The organism is Lentzea sp. NBRC 102530, from assembly GCF_030269365.1.
Lineage (GTDB): Bacteria > Actinomycetota > Actinomycetes > Mycobacteriales > Pseudonocardiaceae > Lentzea.
In genome coordinates this window covers 608362-631034 of record NZ_BSTF01000002.1, presented here as the reverse complement: position 1 = coordinate 631034, position 22673 = coordinate 608362, and the positions used below count along the sequence as shown (strand labels likewise).

Below are 22673 nucleotides of genomic sequence, written 5' to 3'. Positions count from 1 at the left end.
GACAGTGTTCGGGGGACGTCCCGGCGTGACCAGGGCGCGGCCCTGATCCTTCAGAGTCGCTTCAAGCGCCGCGCGACCGCGCGAAACCGGCCGGCGTGGTGCCGTACCAGCGCCGGAACGCGTGGATGAAGCTGGCGGACTCGGCGAACCCGAGCGCGGCCGCCACCCGCTCCACCGACACTCCCCCGCCCGTCAGCAACGCCGCCGCGCGTGCGGCCCTCACCTCGTCCAGCAGCACCTGGTAGCCGGTGCCGGACTCGGTGAGCCTGCGGCGCAACGTGCGCGGGCTGAGGCCCAGCGCGCGGGCCACGTCCGGCATCGTCTCCTCGAACCGGACCGAGTTCTCCAGCACTCGCCGGACCTCGTCCTCGACGCCCGGCTTCCGGCGACGGCGTGCGGCGATGTCCGCACACTGCTGCTCGCACAACGCCGTCGCCTCCGGACTGGCGAGCGGGAGCGCTCTCACCAGCAGCGCGGCGTCCACAACGGACTGATCGCGGCGAGCGGAGAACTCCGGTCTGACACCGAAGACCTCTTCGTGGGCCCGGACGTCGGCCGGTGCGGGACGGCTGAGCTCCACGGAGACGACCGGCACCTCGCCGCCGACGAGCTCGCCGATCACCGTGTGGATGGCGGCCAGATCCCGTTCGACCAGGAACGGCGCCACATCGGCGGGCAGCGCACCGGGGTCGAGCGAGAGGACCAGCCTGTCTCCGGTCAGCGCGGCGGTCGGCGCGGTGAACGCGAAGCTGAGGTCCAGGAAGCGCAACGCCAGGTCGACCGCGTCCTGCACCGTGGCGGCGCTGAGGAACGCGTGGCCCAGCACGCCGAACGTCGTGGCGTGGTAGCGACGGCCCGCGTCCACGCCCGCGTCCGGGAGACGGGCGGCCAGGTTGCGCACGACCGCGAGCTCCTGGTGGGCGGTGATCTCGGCCGCCGGGTCGGCGAGCTGCCCGGCGGTGAGGTCGCTGCCCGCCAGCAGCTCGTGCCGCGGCAGCCCGCGTTCGACGCCGTAGCGCAGCAGCAGTGCGACGCTCGCGATGCCGCGGGGGAAGTCCCAGCGCCGGGTCGCGGGTTCGGCCAACGTCCTCATGGCCGCGATTGTCAATTCCCCGGCCGCCGTTGTCCTGGTGCGAACGGGTGGTTGTTCCTAGTTTCGATCTCGTGCCTGCTACCCCGGAAGTGGTCGTCATCGGTGCCGGGTTCGGTGGTCTCGGTGTGGCGTTGTCCCTGCGCAGAGCCGGTTTCGACAACTTCACCGTGCTGGAGCGCGCCGACGACGTCGGCGGGGTCTGGCGGGAGAACACCTATCCCGGCGCGGCGTGCGACGTGCCGTCGTCGCTCTACTCGTACTCCTTCGCTCCCCACCTCGACCGGCGGCGCCGGTACGCGGCGCAGCCGGACGTGCTCGCCTACCTCCGGCGGACGGCGGCACCGGTGCGGGACCGGATCAGGTTCGGCGCGAAGGCCGTCTCCGCGTCGTTCGACGGCGGCCGGTGGCGCGTCGCACTGGCCGGCGGCGGTGTCGTGGAAGCGGACGTGCTCGTGTCGGCGGTCGGACAGCTGAACAGGCCGGCGACTCCCGCCCTGCCCGGTGTGGACCGCTTCCACGGCCCGGTGTTCCACAGCGCGCGGTGGCGGCACGACGTCGATCTCACCGGCCTGCGGGTCGCGGTGGTGGGAACGGGTGCCAGCGCGGTGCAGTTCGTCCCCCGCATCCGTCCGCTGGCGAGCACCCTCACCGTGTTCCAGCGGTCGGCGCCGCACGTGCTGCCCAAACCCGACGCGGCCACGCGCGCCCCGGCACACCTCTGGACCGCACGGGTCGCCCGCGTGGGGGTCTGGCTCGCCGGCGAGGCACTGACCGGGCTGCTCAACTCCGGACGGTTCTCGCGGAGCCTCGTCGCCGGGCTCGCCGCCGCGCACCGCCACGTCCGGGTGCGCGACCCCCGGTTGCGCGCGCTGCTGCGGCCGCGCGAGCAGGCCGGCTGCAAGCGGGTGCTGTTCAGCAACGACTGGTACCCGGCGCTGACCTCGCCGAACGTCGACGTGGTCACCGCGCCGATCACCGAGATCACCGGCGACGGCGTGCGCACCCGCGACGGCCGGGTGCACCCGGCGGACGTGCTGATCTGGGGCACCGGGTTCGAGGTGGCGGACTTCCGGTTGCCCGTGGAGGTGACCGGTGCGCACGGTCGTGAGCTCGCCGACGTGTGGGCGGGCAGGCCGCGGGCACACCTGGGCATGACCGTGCCCGGTTTCCCGAACTTCTTCCTCGTGTACGGCCCGAACACCAACCTCGGGGGCAACTCGGTGATCACGATGATCGAGGCGCAGTGCCGCTACGTCGTCGCCGCGGTCCGCCACCTCGCCCGTTCCGGCGGGGGCGGCCTGGAGGTGCGACCGGAGGTGGCGGCCGCGTTCGACGCGGAGATGCGGGCCCGGCTCGCGCACGGCGTGTGGAGCGGCTGCGGCTCCTGGTACCGCGCGGGAGACGGGTCGGTCACGACCAACTGGCCCGGCGGGACCGGGGAGTACCTGCGCCGGACCGCGCGCCTGCGGCCCGGGGACCACGTGCTGGTCCAGGCCGCGGAACGGGGGTGAGACGTGCACTACGACGTGATCGTCATCGGTTCGGGGTTCGGCGGCGCGGTCACCGCGCTGAGGCTGACCGAGAAGGGGTACCGCGTGGGTGTGCTGGAGGCCGGTCGCCGGTTCGCCGACCACCAGCTGCCCCGCACGTCCTGGCAGCTGCGCGACTACCTGTTCGCGCCGGGCATCGGGTGCACCGGCATCCAGCGGATGACCCTGCTGCGCGACGTCCTCGTGCTCAGCGGGGCCGGTGTCGGCGGCGGCTCCCTGGTGTACGCCAACACCCTGTACGAACCGCCCGGGTCGTTCTTCCGCGACCCGCACTGGGCGCACGTCACCGACTGGCGGGCCGAGCTCGCACCGCACTACGACCAGGCGAGCCGGATGCTCGGCGTCGTCGAGAACCCGGTGCGCACCGAGGCCGACCGGCTGCTGCGGCAGGTCGCGGCGGAGCTGGGCGTCGAGGAGACGTTCCAGCCGACCCGCGTGGGTGTCCACTTCGGACCGGACGGCGAGGACCCGTTCTTCGGCGGGGCGGGTCCGCGGCGCACCGGCTGCATCGCCTGCGGTGCCTGCATGACCGGGTGCCGCTCCAACGCGAAGAACACGCTGCCGAAGAACTACCTGCACCTCGCCGAGCAGGCGGGCGCGCAGGTGTGGCCGTTGACGACGGTGACCGACGTGCGGCCGGGACGCACCGGCGGGTACGCCGTGCGCACCCACCGCACCGGCAGCCGGGCGGAGCGCGTGTTCACGAGCACCCAGGTCGTCTTCGCGGCAGCGTCCCTCGGCACGCAGAGGCTCCTGCACGGCATTCGCGACCGGGGCGGGCTGCCGGGTCTGTCGCCACGGCTCGGGGCCCTGTGCCGCACCAACTCCGAGGCGGTCGTCGCGGTGCGCACGACAGGCGGGCGGATCGACCACTCGCGCGGCATCGCGATCACGTCCTCGATCCACCCGGACGCGGACACGCACGTCGAGGTCGTGCGGTACGGGCGCGGCAGCAACCTGCTGGGCCTGCTGATGACGACGCTCGTCGACGGCGGCCCGTCCCGGCTGCGCCGCGGCCTCTCCCAGCTCCGCGCCGAGGTCCGCACGGCACTGCGCACGCACACACCACGCCGGTGGTCGGAGGAGACGATCGCGTTGCTGGTCATGCAAAGCCTGGACAACTCGCTCACCACCCGCCTGCGCGGCGGCCGCCTCACCACGACCCAGGGCGAGGGCGCGCCCAACCCGTCGTGGATCCCGGCGGGGCACGAGGTGGCACGGCGTCTCGCGGCCCGCGCGGGCGGAGTGCCCAGGGGCGCGTGGACCGACCTGGCGAACGTCCCGCTGACCGGTCACCTCATCGGCGGCTGCGTGATCGGCGACTCGCCCGCCACCGGCGTGGTCGACCCCTACCACCGCGTGCACGGCCACCCCGGGCTGCACGTCGTGGACGGGTCCGTGATCCCGGCCAACCTCGGGGTCAACCCGGCGCTGACGATCACCGCGCTCGCCGAGCGGGCGATGTCGTTGTGGCCGTGCAAGGGAGATCCGGACCCGCGCCCCCCTCTCGGCGCGCGCTACCGGAGGATCCGCGCGGTGGCACCGCTCCGCCCCGCCGTGCCGGTGGGCGCGCCCGCCGCCCTGCGACCGGGAGCCTCGAATGCCTGACTTCCCTCCTGCACCGTGGACCCTGTGCGGCCGGGGTTGGCTCACGGTGTGGACGGCGCCGCGCTCGGTGGTACCCCTGCTGCCCACCGGCGTGGCGCCGCTCAGCCTCTTCGGCCGCGTGGTCGTGGTGACCGCGTTCGTCGACTACTCGGATGAGGGACTGCTCTCGTACCGCGAGCTGATGGCGGCCGTGGTGGTGCGCCGGGGAGTCCGGTTCGGACTGTCCATCACGGACATCTGGGTGGACGACGAGACGTCGCGGCGAGGGGCGCGGGCGATGTGGGGGATCCCCAAGGAGATGGCGGAGTTCACGCTCTCGTCCTCGCCGCGACTGGCAGCGCGAGCAGAGAGCATCGCCGCCGCGCACGAACCCGCCAGCGCACATGGCACCACGCAGCCACCCGGCACCGCCGGTGCACCCGGCACCACCGAGCCACCCGGCACCACCGCCCCGCACGGCACCACCACTACACCCAGCACCACCGAACCACCCAGCACCACCGAACCACCCAGCACCACCGAACCACCCAGCACCACCGAACCACCCAGCACCACCGAACCACCCAGCACCACCGAACCACCCAGCACCACCGAACCACCCGGCACCACCGAACCACCCGGCGCCGCCGACCGTCGTGCCGACGAGCCCCCTCCCCCGGCACGCGGCCTGCCCCTGCGCGTCGGCGCCTCGGTCTGGCAGTCGCTGGACCACCGCACCGTCCGCACCGCCCTGAGCACCTCCGCCCGCGTCCGCCGCACCCGGCTGGAGTGGCGCTTCACCCCGGACGGCCCCCTCGCCCGGTTCACCACGGCCCGCCCGCGCCTGCACCTCGCGGTCACGGGTCTGCGCATGAGGTTCGGATCGCCCTGACGTCGCGGCGCCACCAGCGCCGCCGGTCCACCCTTCTCACGAGGAGCGGTTCATGCGAGTTCTCGCGACAACACTGGCCCTGGTGGCCACCGCCCTGGCCACCCCGAGCGCGGTGGCGGCGCCACCGGACTACGGCCTGCCCAGCACCCATCCGGTGGCGTACAGCGATGTCACCGCCGTCGTGGGCGGCAGGTCCGTGCCCGCGCGCGTGCACTACCCCGCCACCGCCGCGGGGACGAACCAGCCCGTGGCGGCGGGCCGGTTCCCCGCGATCGCCTTCGGGCACGGCTTCTTCCAGGCGACGTCGAAGTACACGAGCACCAGCAACCACCTGGCGTCGTGGGGTTTCGTCGTCGTGGTGCCGACCACGCAGGGCGGCCTGAGCCCGAACCACGGCACGTTCGCCGACGACCTCAACACCGGTCTGAGCTGGCTGGTCGCCCAGGACACCACGGCGGGCTCGCGGTTCCGCGACCACATCAGCACCGCCGCGCTCGGCGTCGCGGGCCACTCCATGGGTGGCGGCGCGGCCGTGCTGGCGGCGGCGCGCAACCCGCGGATCACGGCCGTGTCCACCTACGCCGCCGCCGAGACGACCCCGTCGGCCAGGGCGGCGGCCGCGTCCCTCGCCGCGCCCGCGCAGTTCCTCGCCGGGTCGCAGGACACCATCACGCCGGTCGGTGAGCACCAGCGGCCGATGTTCACCGCGAAGCCGCCGGCGAAGCAGCTGCGCACGATCACCGGCGGGTTCCACTGTGGATTCATGGACTCCTCAGGCCTGTTCTGCGACAACGGGTCCATCACCCGGGCCGCTCAGCTCGTCGCGGCCAAGCGGGTCATGACGTCGTGGTTCCGCCACTACCTCGCCGGTGACGCCGCCGCCCGCGACTTCGTCTGGGGGCAGCCCGCCCGCACGGACGCCGCCGTCGTGTTCGAGGGCACCGAGCAGCCGGGCGCGGAACCTCAGCGGTGACTCACCCGGACGTGTTCGGCTGTCTGTCGTCTGCCCTGCCCCTGGCGGTCAGGACGCCGGCACGAGCGCGATCGCGTTCACCTGCGGCTGGTTGACCTTGCCGCGAACGAAGTCGATGCGGACCGTCCCGTTCTCGTCGGCCGTCACCGCGAGGTCCTCCTCCACGCCGAACGCCGTGAGCGGGGCGTCGGCGCCGGCCGCGACCGCCGTGCCGACGATGTCGAAGTCGCTCAGCACGCGGGTGCCGTTCACGTCGACGTCGAAGACCCGCTGACCGGGCCGGGTGAAGTACCAGTCGAGGAAGTAGAGCCTGAGCTCGTAGGCGCCGCCCGCGGTGAGCCCGGTCAGCTCGTAGGTCGACTCCAGGTGCCTTGCCGTGTACCAGATCCCGTTGGGGATCGGGTTGGTCACCGTGCGGCTGAGGGAGGTGTGTGCACGCTTGTCGGCCGGTTTCGCGTCGACGAGGCCGCCGGCCCCGTTGTCCGGCAGGAAGGTCGCGTCACCCGAGCCTCCCACGTCCACCTGGACCGATCCGTCGGCCAGCACCGCGGGCGCGGCGCCGAACAGCAGGGCGGCCGACGCCGCGCCCGCCGTGATGAACCTGATGAATCCACGCACTTCGAACTCCTGTTACCAGCCGGGAAGATGAGGAGAGCGCTCTCACAACCCTGCCGACGCACGGTACGACCAGACCGTCGGCCCTGTCAAAGAACCGGTCTTGACACCTCGCACGACGTGACGGGACGCTGTTTGGGAGAGCGCTCTCCAAGCCGGTTCCCCACGTCGGCAGGAGGACATTGGTGTCCCGAAAACTCAGCGCGTTGACGATGACGGCTGCCCTGGTGGCAGCGGTGGTGGTGACCCAGTCGGCGAAGGCCGACGACCTGGTCACGCACCACGAGTTCCAGGCGAACTGCTCGGTCACGACCCACCTCCCGGACGACCCGATCGTCTTCCCGGGACTGCCGGGCGCCTCGCACATGCACACGTTCCTCGGCAACCCCTCCACCAACGCCCGCAGCACCAACGACTCGTTGAAGGAAGCTCAGACCAACTGCAGGACGCCGGACGACAGGTCCGCGTACTGGTTCCCGTCGGTCTACAACGGCGACCAGCTCGTGCCGCCGGACTTCCCGCAGGTCATCTACTACAAGTCCGGCATCCTGCGGTACCAGGACGTGGTGCCGTTCCCGCCGGGCATGCGGTTCGTGGTCGGCAGTCCCACGGCGACGCAGGAGCAGTTCCGCACCGCTCCCGGCGCGGTCGAGGGCTGGGAGTGCGGGGACAGCTTCCACAACTACGACTTCCCGGCGTGGTGCCCGCCCGGCACCCAGCTCAACGTCCGCTACCAGGCACCGAGCTGCTGGAACGGCCGTGACCTCGACTCGGCGGACCACAGGTCCCACATGGCCTACCCGGACCGCGCGACGCTCGTCTGCCCGCCGTCGCACCCCGTGGCGGTGCCGATGATCGAGTTCAAGATGGCGTTCCCGGTCTCCGGGGACATGTCACGGGTGAGGTTGTCGAGCGGCCGCGGCTACACCTGGCACTACGACTTCATGAACGCCTGGGACGCACCCACCCAGGCCGCGCTCGTCCGCCACTGCATCAACGGCGGGCTGCAGTGCGATCCGCGCGGGTTCGACCTGTACAAGCCGAACAGAGGAGCGGCCCTCGGACCGGACTACCGGTTGCCGCGGTGAGGTTCCTCGCCTCATGCACCCCAGGGCGGCGCGTGCCCTGGGGTGTTTCCGCGGTGCTGCTGCTCGCGGGGTGTGCCGCCGCGCCCGCTCCCCCGCCGCCCGCCGAGGCCTCGCCGTTCAACGCGACCGACACGGCGTGGGTCCAGCTGATGATCCCGATGAACGAGCAACTGCTGCCCGCGCTCGACGCCGCACCCGCATCCCTGGCCCAGTTCGCCGCCGACCTGAAGGCGTCGCACTCGGAGGAACTGATCCACCTGCGACGGTTGCGGGACCGGGCCGGGCTGCCGGACACCAACGTGCACGCCGGCCACCGGATGCCGGGCCTGATCTCCGAGGCCGACCTGCTGGTCATCCGCACGGATCCCTCCGCGTTGCCCAAGAAGCTGCACGAGCACCTGGAGCAGACCGCGAAGCTCGCCCGCAGCGAGCAGGACAACGGGACGGACGCCGCGACCAAGGAGTTCGCGGCGTCCGTCGAGTCGTCACGCAGGGAGCAGCTCGGCAGGCTCGGTCAGGGGTAGTTCACGACGTACCGGACCTGGTTCGCCAGGTCCGCCTGACCGCCCGTGCCGTTGATGACGTTGGCGATCGTGCCCACGCCACCGAGCGACACCGCCACGAGGTGCGTGAACCGGACTCCCGACCGGTTCGGCGCCTCGAAGGCGTTGTCCGTGACCACGCTCGGGTTCGCCTGGTTGAAGCAGTACACGCCGACGCCGAACGCCTGGTGCGTCGTGACGGTGTCGGCGACCTTGTACCCGGCCCAGCCGCGCTTCGAACCGTTCATCCACGCGGCCTGGTTCGGCGGGTCGTACGGGAGTTCGTTCTGGTACAGGTAGACGCGGCCGCCGTTGCCGTTCCAGATCAGGTTGTGCTGCTGGTAGTGCTCGACGAACAGGCCGTACGCGATCACGTCGTCGCCGTTGACGATCACGCCGTTCTGGCCGGGGTTCGCCGTCCAGCTGACGCCCTCGCCGTGGTCGGCGCGCCACACCCAGGTGTGGTCGATGATCGTGTTGCGGCTGTTCACCCGCATGCTGACGGTGGCCTTGCCTGCCTGCGACCCGCCGACGCGCAGGTACACGTCGTGCAGCGAGGTCGGGTTGGCGGCGTGCGAGGCCGCGCTGGAGTCACCGATCTCCAGCAGCACCGGGGAGTTCTGCACGCCCGCGTCGACCAGGAACCCGGCCAGCCTGACACCGTCCACATCGGACGTCGTCAGCGCGGCCCTGCCCGTGGTCGGCGTCAGCGTCGCGAGGCCGAGGCCCAGCACGACGGTGTTCGGCCGGGTGACCCGGATCGTGTCGTCGAGCTGGTGGATGCCCGGCGTGAGCAGCAGGTGCTTGCCCTGCTGCAACGCGAGGTTGATCGTCGCGGCCGGGGTGCCGGGCTTGACGATGAAGAAGTCGGCCAACGACACCGACGTGCCGGGGTTGCCGTTCTCCCAGCTCGTGCCGCGCGAGTTCTGCCGCAACGCGGGCAGGAACACGCGGTACTCACCCCCGCTGGTGAAGTACAGGTACGGCTTCTCGCGCGTGACGGGCGAGGTGTCGACGGTGGTGTGCGACGGGTTCGGGAAGTTGTCGGGCGGCGCGCCCTGCGTGCCCGCGAACACCATGTTCCAGACCGAACCCGACCAGCCACCGGCGAGGTTGCTGTTGCGGGTGAGGAACTGCTGCTGCGAGCCGGAGACGGTCACGCCGTCGATCTTGCTGTCCACGATCAGACCACCGCTGGCCCAGCCGTCGTACCCGTTCCACAGGTGCGCCTGGCCGCGCAGGTGCATCCGCCGGTACGCCGTCGCCTGCGAGACCGCCCAGCGCTCGATCTGGTTGGGAGGCAACGTGACCGAGAGGTTCTCGGTGCCGCGCCAGAAGTTCTGCGTGGCGTTGCCGAGGTTGTTCGGGTCGTCGCCCTGCTGGAGCCAGTCGGCCTCGACCCGGATGTGGCCGTTGATGTTCACGTCGTCCGGCATCAGCCCGAGCCCGACGATCTGCGTGTAGAACCGCAGGTTCACGTCGGCGTTGTAGCTGCCCGGCTTGAACAGCACGGCGTGCCGCTGCGGCCCGAACTGGTTGGTCTTCATCTGCGCGGCGATGGTGTCGAGCCGCGACTGCATCTCCGACTGCGACGATCCCGGGCCGTAGACGTACACGTTCGGGCCGAAGTCCGGGTTGCGCGGGTCGGTCGGCGTCACCCCCGGAGTGTCCGGCACGGTGGCGAAGACTCCCAGCTCCCACAACGAATAGCCGTAGCCGGTGCCGCGCTGGGTGCCGAGCACCCTGACGTACCGGCCGGAACCGCTGACGTCGACCGACTGCGTGCCACCGGTGCCGGTCGTGGTCGAGTAGACATCGCGCCACGAGTTCGCGGCGGCCGTGTCGGACACCTGGACCTGGAACGCCTTGCCGTACGCGCCCTCCCAGCTCAGGGAGACGCGGCAGACCTGCTGGGTGGAGCCGAGGTCGACCTGGAGCCACTGCGGGTCGGCGAACTGCGACGACCAGCGCGTTCCGGCGTTGCCGTCGACCGCGGCCGACGCCGGGGTGCCACCGTTCTCGGTCGAGGACGCGGTGGCGGTCTTGCCGAGAGCGACGTTGGAGGTGCCGCAGGCGGCGGCACCCGCCTGCGACGTCACGCTGACTGTGGTCACCAAACACAGGGCGGCAGCGGCGAACGCGGCGGCCCTGGACAGGGTCGATCCCATGGTCCTGCCTGACAGGGGAAGGGCGGAAAGCCTTGGACAGGGGCGTGAGAGCGCTCTCCCAAGGGACGTTAACGCCGGGTGTCGGGCAGGTCAATCAGGCAGAGGCCCTCACGACGAGTTCCGGTTCGAAGATGACGGATCTCGGCCTTTGTCCCGGTTTTTCCAGGTCTCCGAGCAGGAGTTCGGCCATCTGCGCCGCCATCCGCTCGACCGGTTGCCGGATCGTGGTGAGCTGCGGCCGGCAGTTCAGGGCGGGCGCGCTGTCGTCGAACCCGACCACGGCGACGTCCTCCGGCACCCGCAGCCCGTGTTCCAGCAGCACGTCCACGGCCGCCTGCGCCATCAGGTCGTTCGCGGCGAACACCGCGTCGAGGTCCGGGCTCTCCTTGAGCAGCTGGTGCGTCGCGGCGGCCCCGCTCTCGGCGGTGAACCCGCCCTCGACCGTCGGGACGTACGGGAAACCGTGCCGCGCCATGGCGTCGCGGAACCCGGCGTGCCGGTCCTGGCTCGCGAGCACGTCCATCGGGCCGGAGATGGTGGCGATGTTGTACCGCCCGGACGTCACCAGGTGGTCGGCGGCGAGCCTGCCGCCCGCGCGGTGGTCCATGTCGACGTAGCTGATCGGCATCGGGCTGCCGGGCCGCGCGTAGAGCACCGCGGGCACCCCGGCCTCGACCAGGCGGCCGGGCAACGGCTCGGCGGCGTGCGTCGTGACGAGCAACGCCCCGTCCGCGCTGCCCTGCCGGAGGAACTCGACGACCTCGGTGCGCGCCTTGTCGGTGTCCGCGAGCATCAGCACCGGGTGCACGCTGTGACCGCGCAGGAAGTCGACCACCCCGGCCGTGACGCGGCCGAAGAACGGGTCGGTGAACACGTCCGATCCCCCGCCGGCGCCGGAGATCACCAGCGCGACGGTGCCGGTGCGGCGGGTGACGAGAGACCGGGCCACGCGGTTCGGCGTGTACCCGGTCTGCTCGATCGCGTTGCGCACCGTCTCCTGGATGTCGGGATCGACGTTCCGCGTGCCGTTCACGACACGCGAGACCGTCGCGCGCGACACTCCCGCGACGCGCGCGACGTCCTCCAGCGTGGGCGCAACCTTGCTCATGCCACGGTTGTACCACGCCGGAGAGCGTTCTCCCGAGATCAGGAGGTGACGCGCACGTCCTTGATCGCTCCCCTCCAGAAGTCGACGTTCTGGCCGTTGTACTTGGCGCGACCGACCGTGAACGCCCCGGTGCTCTCGAGCGCCGGTCCGGCCGGTGCCGTGGCGACCAGCGCGCCGTCGACGTAGAGCCTGATCTCGTTGCCCCTGCGCTCACCCTTGAGCTCGTACCAGCGCCCGAGCTCCGGCACGACCTCGTACCGGGCGCGGTTGCCGCCGGGCGTGCTGAACGCGAACGCGCCCTGGCCGTACTGGAGGTAGAAGGGGTTCTCCGCCTGCCGGCCGTCCTGGCTCACCGCGCTCGCGTAGTTGCCGGGCAGCTCGTCGAGCCGCACCGTCGCCGACACCGTGTAGTCCTTGGTGGTGTCGACCACCGGGCCGTAGGTGTCCGCCGAGCCGTTGCGGAACTCCAGCGCACCGTCCTTCCAGGTGGCGCCGGTCGGGGTCAGCGACAGCGGGTTCTTGCCGGTCGAGTCCTTGGCCGTGGTGCCCCCGGTCTCGTTCAGCTTCCACTCGCCACTGCCCGCGTACGGGTACGGCTTGCCCGCGTTGGCCCCGGCCTCGATGACGCGCCGGTTGATCTCGCGGACCGGCCCCGGATCGACCTTGAGGCGCTTGCGGTCGTAGGTCCACAGGCCGTTGAGCTCGCCTTCCAGGTCGGTGACCTGGGTGTAGACCGACGCCGACATCTCCTGCCGGGCCTGGCCGAGGTAGAACGTGCGGGTGTTGTCGACGTACTTCGCCGTCAGCGCCGCCTTGTCCGCCACACCGCTGTAGATCGCGATCGGCGGGACCGGCCACTGGTGGCCGGGCGTGCGCAGCGTGAACCCGCCGTGCTCGCCGTCCATCACGACGCGCTTGCCGTCCGGGCGGGCCGGGTCGGTGTTGTTGTAGTCGTGGTGGTCGATGACGTCGCCCTTGCCGCTGTCGCCCTTGGACGCGCAGCAGTTCACGCCGCTGTGCGCGCTGACGATCCGGCTCGGGTCCAGCGCCTTGACCTCGTCGGTGATCTGCCCGGTGGCGGTGCGGTCCCACTCGCCCCAGCCCTCGTTGAACACGATCCAGGCGTAGATCGACGGGTGGTTCTGGAGCTGGTGCATCAGCTCCTTGCCCTCCTCGACGAACCGCTCCTGGGCGAGCGGGTCGGTGCCGTCCTCGAGGGCGACGAAGTCCTGCCACACGAGCAGTCCGAGCCGGTCGGCGTGGTAGTACCAGCGGGCGGGTTCGGCCTTGATGTGCTTGCGGACCGAGTTGAAGCCCAGGTCCTTCTGGGCCTGCAGGTCGAAGACCAACGCCTCGTCGCTCGGCGCGGTGTTCAGGCCGTCCGGGTAGAAGCCCTGGTCGAGCTGCATCAGGTGGAAGATCGGCTGGCCGTTGAGCGTCAGCTTGGGCGTGCCGCCGACGTTCGCGATGCCGGTGGAGCGCATGCCGAAGTAGCTCTTGACCTTGTCCTTGCCGAGCGTGATGTCGAGCTTGTACAGGTACGGGTCGTCCGGCGTCCACAGGTGCGCGTTCGGCACCGGCAGCGTGAGCGCGGAGTTCGCCGGGCCGGTGACCGTGCCGACCTGCTTGCCCTTGGCGTCGCGTGCGACGGCCGTGACGGTGCCACTGCCGGCCGACTTCACGTTGACCGAGAGCGTGCTGGTGGCGAGGTCCGGGGTCGTCTTGATCTCGTCGATCCCCTTGTCCGCCACGGGTTCCATCCACACCGTCTGCCAGATGCCCGACGACGGGGTGTAGAAGATGCCGCTGGGGTTGACCGCCTGCTTGCCCTTGGGCTGGTGCGGCCCGGTCGTGTCGGTGACGCCGACGACGATCTCCTGCTCACCGCGCTTGAGCACGTCCGTGATGTCCGCGCTGAACGCCGTGTAGCCACCGGTGTGCTCGGCGACCAGCTTGCCGTTCACCCAGACCTTGGCCTCGTAGTCGACGGCACCGAAGTGGAGCTTCAGCCGCTGCCCGCCGCCGATCTTCCAGTCGTGCGGGACGGTCACGGTGCGGCGGTAGAACATGTGGTCCTCGTGCCGTTCGAGCCCGGAGAGCTGCGACTCGATCGGGTACGGGACGACGACCTTCTCACGCAGCTTCTTGCCGAACTGCGGCTGCTCACCGGCCTTCGCGGCGGCGAACTCCCACGGCCCGTTGAGGTTGAGCCACTTGTCGCGTTCCAGCTGCGGCCTCGGGTACTCCGGCAACGGGTTGCGCGGGTCGGCCTTCTCGCCCCACGGCGTCCTGAGCCGCTCGGTGGAGGCGTTGCCGGTCGTGCGGGCGGTCTTCTCGACCTTCTGCCCGTCGACCGCCAGCGCACCGGCGCCGTCGTAGTACATCCGGACCCGCTGGCCCTTCAGCACGCGCTCGGACAACCGGATCGTCGCCTTGGTGCGGCTCGTCGTGATGACCGAGATCGGGAACGGGGTGGCGTCGACCTCGACCCGCAGGTGGTCCCTGAGGTCGGACGCGCCGGTGACCCGGCCGCCGAAGTCGGCGGTGAGGGTGCGGCCGTCCTTCGAGACCTCCGCGGTGCGCGGCAGGACCTTGAAGTCCGCCGGCGGCGTGAACGCGGACGTCGGCACGAGCTGCTTCGGCGTGGTGGCGCTGGACCAGCGCAGGAACATGTTGGCGCCACCGACGTCCTGGAACATCTCCAGCTTGAAGTCGTACTGGCGCCCGGCGGTGAGCGTGACCGGGGCACTGGTCTGCTCGCGGTCCCAGTCACCGACCCAGTGGTCGATCACCGGCTGGCCGTCGACCAGCAACCGGAACCCGTTGTCGCCGATCGCGTGGAAGGTGTAGTCGCCGGTCTGCGGCACGGCGATCTGCCCGGTCCAGCGGGCGGTCGTGTGCTCGGTCCTGCCGTTGAGGAACCCGAACACCCCGGTCAGGTCACCGTGGTTGACGTCGGCGTCGAGGACGGTCCCACCGAGGGTCGCGAAGTCCCGCGCTCCCGGTGCCGACATGCTGAAGTACTCGCCCTTCAGGCCGTGCACGGGTTCAGCAGCACCCGCGGACGGCACCCCGGGCGCTATGCCCAGCGCCAGCAACAGCGCGACGAGGACGGGGCCGGCTTTCTTCATCAGTGAAGATCCCCTTCGTTTTACAACGTTGTAAGAGCGCTCCCCTACATCCACGCACAGGCCTCGGACGGCGGGCTACGGCCGAACGGAGGTATCGGTCATGTCAAACCGGACAAGTTTCCGGAACGACCGGGACGACGGCTGTCGTTCGAAAGGCGGTGTGAGCGTCGCCTCGCCGGGGTACTGAGAGATCGCCGAACACGCGCGTGTTCGCACCGGAGGACCCGCTTTCGGGCAGGTCCGGCCGCGCCGGCGACGGGACGTTGAGACCTTGCAGCAACCCGCCGCCGGCGCGGTTCCTGTGCCTCTCCCCGTACGATGCGCTGGACGACGTCAAGCAGCCGGCGCCGTGGATTCCGGTGAGAGGGATAGGGGCGCTGCGGCATGGCCGACTACGTGCAGACCGGTCCGGTGAGACAGCAGGGCGACGAGCGCCCCGACGCGTTGGACCGCCTGGACGAGACCACCGAAGCGCTGACGGCGCTCCACGACGCTTTCACCGGCGAGGAGTCCCTCGACGACGCGCTGCAGCGGGTGGCCGACACAGCCACGAGGGCCCTGCCCGACGCCGACGCCGTGACCGTCTCCGTCGTCACCGACACCCAGCCGCACACCGCCGCGGCCACCGACCGGGACCTGGTCGAGGTGGACCGGCAGCAGTACGAGTCGGGCCGCGGGCCGTGCCTCGAGTCGGCGGCCAAGCTGGTCCCGGTCCGGGCCGTGGTCGGCGAGCACCGCGACGAGTGGCCGGAGTTCGAGGCCGCCGCCGGGAAGGCCGGTGTCCGCGCGTACCTGTCCGTGCCCGTCGTCCTCCCCGCCTCGGACAACACCGAAGTACGCCACATCGGCACCCTGAACGTCTACAGCTACACCGCGACGGCGTTCGACCCGTTCGACGAGGGCCTGATGCGGCTGTTCACCACGGCCGCGTCCGCCACGATCACCAACGCCCAGCGCTGGCGCCGCTCCCAGGACCACGTGGGCCACCTCGAACGCGCCCTGACGTCCCGTGCCGTGATCGAACAGGCGAAGGGCGTGCTGATGGCCGTCCACAGCTGCACCGCCGACGAGGCGTTCTCGATGCTGGTGGAGCAGTCCCAGCGGGCGAACACCAAGCTCCGCGACGTCGCCGTGAAGCTGCTGGAGTCCGCCACCCGGTCATGACCGGATGAGCGCGGCCAGCCTGACCCCCGCCCAGATCAGCACGGCGAGCACACCCACCAGCAGGTACTCGATCAGCGGGATGCGCACGACCTCGTCCAGCCGGTCGAGCCCGCGCCACGAGTAGACGGCCAGCGCGGCGACGACGAACGTCCCGCCGATCCACCACCGGGTCGTCGCGCTCAGCCCGACGCCGTGCATCTGGGTGAGCACGAAGATCGCCACGAACCCGAAGAAGAACATCGGCCAGATGCCGTCGGGCCCGGAGTTCATGACCGCGACCAGCGTGCCGTGGACGGCGACGAGCAGTTCGAGGGTCATCGTCCACCAGCGGTTCGTGTGGGACGTCGTGAACATCAGACTGCTCTGCACCAGCAGCAGGAACATGTAGAAGAACCCGATGAGGTGCCCGCTCGACGACTCCATCGGGTGGTACCAGAACGTGTAGATCGCGGCCCAGCTGAACAGGTAGCCGTGGTAGCGCCGGGCGAACGCGACGACCTGTGCGGAGATCGGCGCCGACCAGGTCAGCACCAGGCCGCGGCGCTTGTTCTCCATCAGCAGCACCACGACGAGCAGCAGCACCACCGAGCCCTGCGAGCTGAAGATCGAGACGTCCTGCGCGAGGCCGTCGTAGAACACCTGGGTCTGCAGGGCGTGCAACCCGATGAACGCGCCGTTCGCGAGCAGCGCGACGACGTTCATCCGGTGCAGCCCGGTCGTGTACCGCCGGACCCTGGTCTGGGCGTAGTAGATCAGCCCCCACGACACCAGCTGGTGGGCCGCGTAGCCCACCCAGGCGGACGCCCTGCTCCAGAAGGTCGGATCGGGCAGCTTCCAGTAGTACCAGGAGGCCCCCTGATCGGGCAGGAGCGTGATCCCGTGCAGCCGTTGTCCCAGCAACCACACCAATCCGGTGAGCACCGCGCTCCCCACCACCGCCCACACCAGGAGCCCGCGGCCACGCCGCACATCGTTCAGCATGCTGAGCATTATGCAGGGTGCGCGTGCTACGTTCAGCACCCTGAGCAAATCTGGAGGCAACGCGGTGGCCCGATATCTGTTGCGCGTCAACGGTGAACGGCACGAGGTGGACGTCGAGGCGGACACTCCCCTGCTCTGGGTGTTGCGCGACGAGCTGGGGCTCACGGGGGTCAAGTACGGGTGCGGGGTCGGTCTGTGCGGTGCCTGCACGTCCCATGTGGACGGTCAGGCGGCCCGGCCGTGCGTGCGGACGGCGGCGGACAGCGCGCGGGCGCGGATCACGACCATCGAGGGGCTCTCCCGCGACGGCGACCACCCGGTGCAACGGGCGTGGCGCGAGCTGGACGTGGCCCAGTGCGGGTACTGCCAGCCCGGTCAGATGATGGCCGCGGCGGCGCTGCTCGCCCGTGATCCCGACCCCGACGACGAGGCGATCTCCGAGGCGTTGCGGGACAACGTGTGCCGGTGCGGCACCTATCCCCGCATCCGCGCCGCCGTGCGCCGGGCCGCCCGGATCATGCGGGAGGAACGGTGATCAGCAGGCGGACGTTGTTGCGCGGCGCGGGCGCCGGCGCTCTGATGGTGGCCGTGCCGATACCCGCGCTCGCCGTCGAGGGCCTCGTCCCGAACGTCTTCGTCCGGCTCGACGACGCGGGCCGGATCACCGCGACCGTGCCGAAGCCCGACAGCGGGCAGGGCGTGCGGACCGTCGTCGCGTTGATGGTCGCCGAGGAACTCGCGGTCGAGGTCGGTGACGTCACCCTGGAGCAGGCGCCGGGCGACTCGGCGAAGTACGGCTCGCAGTCGGTGTCGAACTCGACGTCGGTGCGCCAGCTCAGCACCCCGATCCGCACGGCCGCCGCGACCGCGCGCTGCCTGCTCGTCACGGCCGCCGCGCAACGGTGGCGGGTGCCGGTGAGCGAGTGCACCGCGAAGGACGGCGCCGTCCGCCACCCGCGCCGGGGCAGGCTGCCGTACCGCGCGCTCGTCCGCGCGGCCGCCGCGCTGGACCCGGCCACCGTGCCCGTGACGCTCATCCCCCAGGACCAGTGGCGGCTTCTCGGCAAGACCCGCGCCGGACGCGTGGACGCCCGCACCATCTCGACCGGCCGGGTGAAGTACGGCATCGACTCCCGCCCAGCCGGTGGTCTGGTGGCCGTGGTGGCGCGCCCGCCGTGGATCGGCGCCGTCCCGGACACCATTGACGACAGCGCGACCCGCGCCATCCCCGGTGTGGTCGACGTGATCACGCTCGCCGCTCCGGCCGACGGTCAGGGCGGCGTGGCGGTCCTCGCTCGGTCGACCTACCAGGCGTTGAAGGCCCGCGACACGCTGAAGATCACCTGGCGTGGCGGCACCCCTGCCGCCGACAGCCGGGCGTGGCTCGCCGACCTGCACGCCGCCCTGCCCGCGCAGAGCCCGATCACCGGCCTCCAGCGGACGTTCGAGATGCCGTTGCTCGCGCACGCGCCGATGGAACCGATGAACGCGACCGCGCACGTCCGTCCGGACGGCGCGACGATCTGGGTGCCGACCCAGGACCCCGGCCGGATCCAGACCCTGGTGGCCCAGCAACTCGGACTGCCCGCGACGGCCGTGCGGGTCGAGGCGGCGGCGTCCGGAGGGGCGTTCGGGCGGCGCATCGAGACCGACCAGGTGCAGGAGGCGGTGGCCTGTTCGCGCCGCGTCGGGGTGCCCGTCCAGGTGCTCTGGACGCGGGCCGACGACATGCGGCACGACTCGTACCGGCCGATGTCCGTGCACCGGCTGACCGCCGAGATCGGGCAGGACGGCCTGCCCGTCCGGCGTGCGCACGAGGTCGTCACCTGGCCGTTGACCGTCCTGCCGATCTTCTCGAACCCGGCCCTGATCAAGGCGAGCGGCGACCACTTCCCCTACGCCGTGCCGGGCGAGGTCACCGTCACCGTGCGCCCGGCCCCGCTGCGCACCGGTTTCTGGCGGTCGGTCTACTCGGGCCAGTTCGCCTACGCCGAGGAGAACTTCCTCAGCGAGATCGGCCGGCGGGCGGGCCTCGACCAGGTCGCGCTGCGCCGCACCCTGCTGCCCGCGACCTCGCGGCTGCGCAACGTGCTCGACACCGTCGCCGACCGCGCCGGCTGGAGCAGGCCACCCGCGCCGGGCACGGCCAGAGGCGTCGCGTGCCTGGAGGAGTACGGGTCCGCGATCGCGGTGATCGCCGTCGCCGATCCCGCCGCGCGCAGGGTCCTGCGGGTGCACGCGGCCGTCGACGTGGGCGTGGCGCTGCACCCGTCCGGGGTCAGGGCCCAGGTCGAGGGCTGCGTGTCCGACGCGCTGTCCACAGTGCTCGGTGCGCAGATCACGGTCCGGGACGGCCACGTCGCGGAGTCCTCGTTCGGCGACTTCACGTGGGCGCGGATCGACCAGTCACCGGACGTCGACGTCACGATCGTGCCGTCCGACGCCCCGCTCGGCGGGCTGGGCGAGCTCGCCTATCCCCCGGCCGCGGCGGCGATCTCGGCGGCGCTGGCCGGCGACACGCCCGTGACGGGCATGCCGATCGGGACCGACGTGGGGTGATCGGGCCGCTCTGCGATGATGGGGCCGTGGCCGAGGGAGACGAACTGGCGGTGCAGGACCGCCCCGACCAGGTGGGCGCGGACGTCGCCTCCTGGCCGACGGGCAGGCTCCTGTCGGTCGCGGCCCGCGTCGTGGAGAAGCGGTTCGAGGAGTTCCTCGCGAGCCGCGGCCTCACCCACGCCGGGATGATCACCCTGCACCACCTCGCGGACGGGCCGCGCTCGCAGCGTGAACTCGCCGTGCTGTGCCGGGTGACCGACCAGACCATGAGCCGCACGATCGAGCACCTCGACCGCGGCGGCCACGTCGTGCGCAGCCAGGACCCGAAGGACCGCAGGCGGACCTCGGTGAAGGTCACCCCGGCCGGGCGCAGGGCACTGGCCGCCGCGCGCCGCGAGGAACGCGAGTCCGACACGCTGCTCGGCGCCGTCGACGACTACGAGCACTTCCGGCGGCAGCTGATCGCGCTCATCGCGGCGGCGTCCACCGAGGCGTAGACGATGAGCGGACAGCTGTTCCGCCCTCTTCGCGAGCCCGCTTCACGTCACTGAACCGCACGCGGGGCGCTTTCGTTCGCGTGAAAGACACGCGGGGTCCCCGCGTGCCGCAGGGAAACGTGAGGTGAGCTCGCGAAGGGCGGGCTTTCGGCAAGATGTTCGGGCGGTGTCACGCAGGTCTGCCGGACGAGGGTCACGGAGTGAGCGGTGCGCGGCCTAAGCCCCTTCCCGGCCGCCGCAGGAGTCCCGGACGACCAGCCGCGTGGGCAGCACGATCGGCTCGGCCCGGGCGCCCTCGGTGATCATCGCCATGATCGCCTTCGCGGCCGCCACGCCGAACCCCGGCTTGTCCTGCGCCACCGTCGTCAGCGCGGGATCGACCACGGAGGCGATCTCGATGTCGTCGAACCCGACCAGCGCCAGGTCCTGCGGCACGCGCAGGCCGGCGGCACGGGCGGCGAGCACCGCGCCGACCGCCATCTCGTCGCTGGCCGCGAACACCGCCGTCGGCGGCTCGTCCAACGCGAGGAGCCGGCGCATGGCCGCGGTTCCGCTCGCCCGGTAGAAGTCACCGGGCACCACGTAGTCCTCGCGCGACGGGAAGCCCGCGTCGAGCAACGCCGTGCGGTAGCCCGACACGCGGGCGTCCGACGGCTGGTTGCCGCGCGGCCCGGTGATCGTCGCGATCCGGGTGTGCCCGAGGCCCACCAGGTGCCGGACGGCCTCCTGCGCGCCGCCGACGTTGTCCGACGTGACGTAGGTGGCGCGCGGTCCGTCCACGGCCACGTCCAGTGCCACGCACGGAACCCCGGACTGCGCGAACGCCTCGAACGCCTCGGCGTCCGACCCGCTGTCGATCAGCACCAGCCCGCCGAGGTGGTGGCGGCGGGTCATGTTCACGTACCCGACCGGGTCCGCGAGCGACGCGCCCACCTCACGGGCGTCGCCGCTGGTGGCGAGCATCAGCAGGTGGTAGCCGTGCGCGGACAGCGCGGATTTGAGGCCTATCAACAGGTCCTGGAGGTACGGGTGCCGCCAGTCCGGTCTGCGGTGGTCGGTGTCCCACACCAGGCCGATCATCGTCGACTGCCTCGTCGACAACGCCCGCGCCGACTCGTTGGGCCGGTAGTCCAGCTCGTCCGCGACCCGCAGCACCCGGGCCCGCGTCTCCTCGTTCACCGTTTCCGGCTGGTTGAAGACGCGCGACACCGTCGCCACGGACACGCCGCAGAGCTGGGCGATCTCTCGCCCGGTCGCCATCCGGCCTCCACTGAAATCGTAAGCGGTTACATAGACCGTACGAGCAGCAGTTCTCCTAGTCAAACGCCTGCCGAAGTTGATCTGTTTATCAGTTCGTTACTTGACTGACGCCGCGCAACACCGCTGTCATAGGCGCCACACACCTTCCCGCACCACCACTTGACCTTTCTTCAGCGCGCCCAGAAACCAACGGAGGCCTGGAAATGCGCCCCAAAGCACTCGCACTCGGCTGTGTCGCGCTCGCGACCGCCGTGGTGCTCGCCGGTTGCGGCAGCGACACCGCGTCCGGCGGCAAGACCAAGCTCACCATCGGGTTGTTCGGCAACTTCGGGTACGCCGAACTGCTCAAGGAGTACGCGGCGGCGCACCCCGACGTCGAGATCAGCGACCGGACGGCCTCCTACTCCGACCACCACAAGAACCTCGCCGCGCACCTCGCCACCAGCAGCGGCGCGGCCGACATCGAGGCCGTCGACACGGGGTACATCAACCAGTTCAAGGCCACGCCCGACAAGTTCGTCGACCTCAACACCAAGGGCGGTGACCAGCTCAAGGAGCGCTGGCTGCCGTGGAAGTGGGAGGGCTCGCTCAGCAAGGACGGCAAGCAGATCGGCTACGGCACCGACGTCGGCGGCCTCGCCATCTGCTACCGCCGCGACCTGCTGCAGAACGCGGGCCTGCCCGCCGACCGCGACCAGGTCGCCGCGCTCTGGCCGACCTGGCAGGACTTCATGAACGCGGGCAAGAAGTTCCAGGAGAAGGCGCCCGAGGGCGTGAAGTGGTTCGACGGCGGCCCGACCGTGCTCAACGCGATCGTCGGCCAGGCCTCGGTCGGCTACTACGACAAGTCCGACAAGATCGTCGTGGGCGAGAACAAGGAGGTCAAGGACGCCTGGAACCTCGTCGTCGACGGGGTGAACGCGGGCCTGTCCTCGAAGCTGCTGTACTCCACGCCCGTCTGGAACACCGGGTTCAAGCAGGGCCAGTTCGCGACCGTCACGTGCCCCGCCTGGCAGATGGCCAAGATCAAGGACCAGGCCGGCCCGGAGGCTGCGGGCAAGTGGGACGTCACGTCCGTGCCCGGCGGTGGCGGCAACTGGGGCGGCTCTTACCTCACGGTGCCGAAGTCCGGCAAGAACGTCGACAAGGCCGTGGAGCTGGCGGCGTGGCTGACCGCGCCCGAGCAGCAGGCCAAGGTGTTCAAGAGCGCCGGGCTGCTGCCGTCGATCCCGAAGCTGTACGAGGACCCGTCCATCGTGGACTTCAAGAACCCGTACTTCAACGACGCCCCGATCGGCAAGCTGTTCACCGACGCGGCGAAGAAGCTCAACCCGCAGTACCAGGGTCCGAAGGCGGGCGACATCCAGACCGCGATCGGCAACGCGATGCAGCGCGTCGAGCAGGGCAAGCAGAACGGCGAGGACTCGTGGCGCCAGTTCGTCGGCGACGTGCAGAAGTGATCCGC

The 22673-nt window shown here is 71.0% G+C and carries 18 protein-coding genes; 11 read left to right on the top strand and 7 right to left on the bottom strand.

What is annotated here, in order from left to right:
- Positions 1–61 precede the first annotated feature (61 nt).
- Positions 62–1093, bottom strand: coding sequence for an AraC family transcriptional regulator (locus tag QSK25_RS06435; protein ID WP_285634567.1), 1032 nt, complete (start codon positions 1091–1093; stop codon positions 62–64).
- Between the two features lie 71 nt (positions 1094–1164).
- On the opposite strand from QSK25_RS06435, the gene QSK25_RS06430 reads away from it, so the two are divergent.
- From QSK25_RS06430 to QSK25_RS06415, 4 genes are read left to right on the top strand one after another with little or no spacing between them, the layout of a single operon-like run.
- Entirely contained in the window at positions 1165–2604 is a 1440-nt protein-coding gene (locus QSK25_RS06430) for a flavin-containing monooxygenase (RefSeq protein WP_285634564.1), read from the top strand.
- 3 nt (positions 2605–2607) lie between these two features.
- The gene (locus tag QSK25_RS06425; RefSeq protein ID WP_285634561.1) at positions 2608–4251 is read left to right on the top strand and encodes an FAD-dependent oxidoreductase; all 1644 of its coding nucleotides are present in this window, start codon (positions 2608–2610) and stop codon (positions 4249–4251) included.
- Positions 4244–5122 (top strand): acetoacetate decarboxylase family protein, encoded by an 879-nt coding sequence (locus QSK25_RS06420; protein WP_285634557.1) that lies wholly within the window; start codon positions 4244–4246, stop codon positions 5120–5122. The genes QSK25_RS06425 and QSK25_RS06420 overlap by 8 nt, the downstream gene beginning before the upstream one ends.
- A gap of 52 nt (positions 5123–5174) precedes the next feature.
- On the top strand, positions 5175–6095 hold the full coding sequence (locus tag QSK25_RS06415; protein ID WP_285634554.1) for an alpha/beta hydrolase family protein: 921 nt from the start codon (positions 5175–5177) through the stop codon (positions 6093–6095).
- Between the two features lie 48 nt (positions 6096–6143).
- Here QSK25_RS06415 and QSK25_RS06410 read toward each other — a convergent pair whose 3' ends face one another.
- Entirely contained in the window at positions 6144–6713 is a 570-nt protein-coding gene (locus tag QSK25_RS06410; RefSeq protein ID WP_285634551.1) for a malectin domain-containing carbohydrate-binding protein, read from the bottom strand.
- Between the two features lie 182 nt (positions 6714–6895).
- Between QSK25_RS06410 and QSK25_RS06405 the strand changes: the two genes are divergently transcribed.
- Together QSK25_RS06405 and QSK25_RS06400 are read left to right on the top strand one after the other, a co-directional pair.
- Positions 6896–7798, top strand: a complete 903-nt coding sequence (locus tag QSK25_RS06405; protein ID WP_285634548.1) for a DUF1996 domain-containing protein — start codon at positions 6896–6898, stop codon at positions 7796–7798.
- Positions 7799–7830: 32 nt separating this feature from the next.
- Positions 7831–8322, top strand: coding sequence for a DUF305 domain-containing protein (locus tag QSK25_RS06400; protein WP_285634545.1), 492 nt, complete (start codon positions 7831–7833; stop codon positions 8320–8322).
- Here the strand turns inward: QSK25_RS06400 and QSK25_RS06395 are convergent.
- The 3 genes from QSK25_RS06395 to QSK25_RS06385 all read right to left on the bottom strand — a co-directional run bounded on the left by QSK25_RS06395 (position 8313) and on the right by QSK25_RS06385 (position 14747).
- Complete coding sequence (locus QSK25_RS06395) at positions 8313–10454, bottom strand: pectate lyase-like domain-containing protein (RefSeq protein ID WP_502881810.1); 2142 nt, start codon at positions 10452–10454, stop codon at positions 8313–8315. The two genes, QSK25_RS06400 and QSK25_RS06395, sit on opposite strands and share 10 nt — an antisense overlap.
- A gap of 148 nt (positions 10455–10602) precedes the next feature.
- Positions 10603–11616: a LacI family DNA-binding transcriptional regulator gene (locus QSK25_RS06390; protein WP_285634540.1), complete on the bottom strand. Its 1014-nt coding sequence runs from the start codon at positions 11614–11616 to the stop codon at positions 10603–10605.
- 38 nt (positions 11617–11654) lie between these two features.
- Positions 11655–14747, bottom strand: coding sequence for a PA14 domain-containing protein (locus QSK25_RS06385; protein ID WP_285634537.1), 3093 nt, complete (start codon positions 14745–14747; stop codon positions 11655–11657).
- Between the two features lie 384 nt (positions 14748–15131).
- On the opposite strand from QSK25_RS06385, the gene QSK25_RS06380 reads away from it, so the two are divergent.
- Positions 15132–15911, top strand: coding sequence for an ANTAR domain-containing response regulator (locus QSK25_RS06380; RefSeq protein WP_285634534.1), 780 nt, complete (start codon positions 15132–15134; stop codon positions 15909–15911).
- Here the strand turns inward: QSK25_RS06380 and QSK25_RS06375 are convergent.
- Positions 15906–16892 (bottom strand): hypothetical protein, encoded by a 987-nt coding sequence (locus tag QSK25_RS06375; RefSeq protein ID WP_285634531.1) that lies wholly within the window; start codon positions 16890–16892, stop codon positions 15906–15908. The two genes, QSK25_RS06380 and QSK25_RS06375, sit on opposite strands and share 6 nt — an antisense overlap.
- A gap of 64 nt (positions 16893–16956) precedes the next feature.
- On the opposite strand from QSK25_RS06375, the gene QSK25_RS06370 reads away from it, so the two are divergent.
- The 3 genes from QSK25_RS06370 to QSK25_RS06360 are packed head-to-tail and all read left to right on the top strand — an operon-like array spanning position 16957 to position 19948.
- Positions 16957–17427, top strand: a complete 471-nt coding sequence (locus QSK25_RS06370) for a (2Fe-2S)-binding protein (protein ID WP_285634528.1) — start codon at positions 16957–16959, stop codon at positions 17425–17427.
- A complete protein-coding gene (locus tag QSK25_RS06365; protein ID WP_285634525.1) occupies positions 17424–19451 on the top strand; it encodes a xanthine dehydrogenase family protein molybdopterin-binding subunit in 2028 nt (675 codons plus the stop codon). The genes QSK25_RS06370 and QSK25_RS06365 overlap by 4 nt, the downstream gene beginning before the upstream one ends.
- A 26-nt stretch (positions 19452–19477) precedes the next feature.
- The gene (locus QSK25_RS06360; protein ID WP_285634521.1) at positions 19478–19948 is read left to right on the top strand and encodes a MarR family winged helix-turn-helix transcriptional regulator; all 471 of its coding nucleotides are present in this window, start codon (positions 19478–19480) and stop codon (positions 19946–19948) included.
- A 216-nt stretch (positions 19949–20164) separates the two neighbouring features.
- On the opposite strand, the gene QSK25_RS06355 is transcribed toward QSK25_RS06360, so the two are convergent.
- Positions 20165–21208, bottom strand: a complete 1044-nt coding sequence (locus QSK25_RS06355; protein ID WP_285634518.1) for a LacI family DNA-binding transcriptional regulator — start codon at positions 21206–21208, stop codon at positions 20165–20167.
- A 203-nt stretch (positions 21209–21411) separates the two neighbouring features.
- Between QSK25_RS06355 and QSK25_RS06350 the strand changes: the two genes are divergently transcribed.
- On the top strand, positions 21412–22668 hold the full coding sequence (locus tag QSK25_RS06350) for an ABC transporter substrate-binding protein (protein WP_285634515.1): 1257 nt from the start codon (positions 21412–21414) through the stop codon (positions 22666–22668).
- Positions 22669–22673: the final 5 nt, after the last annotated feature.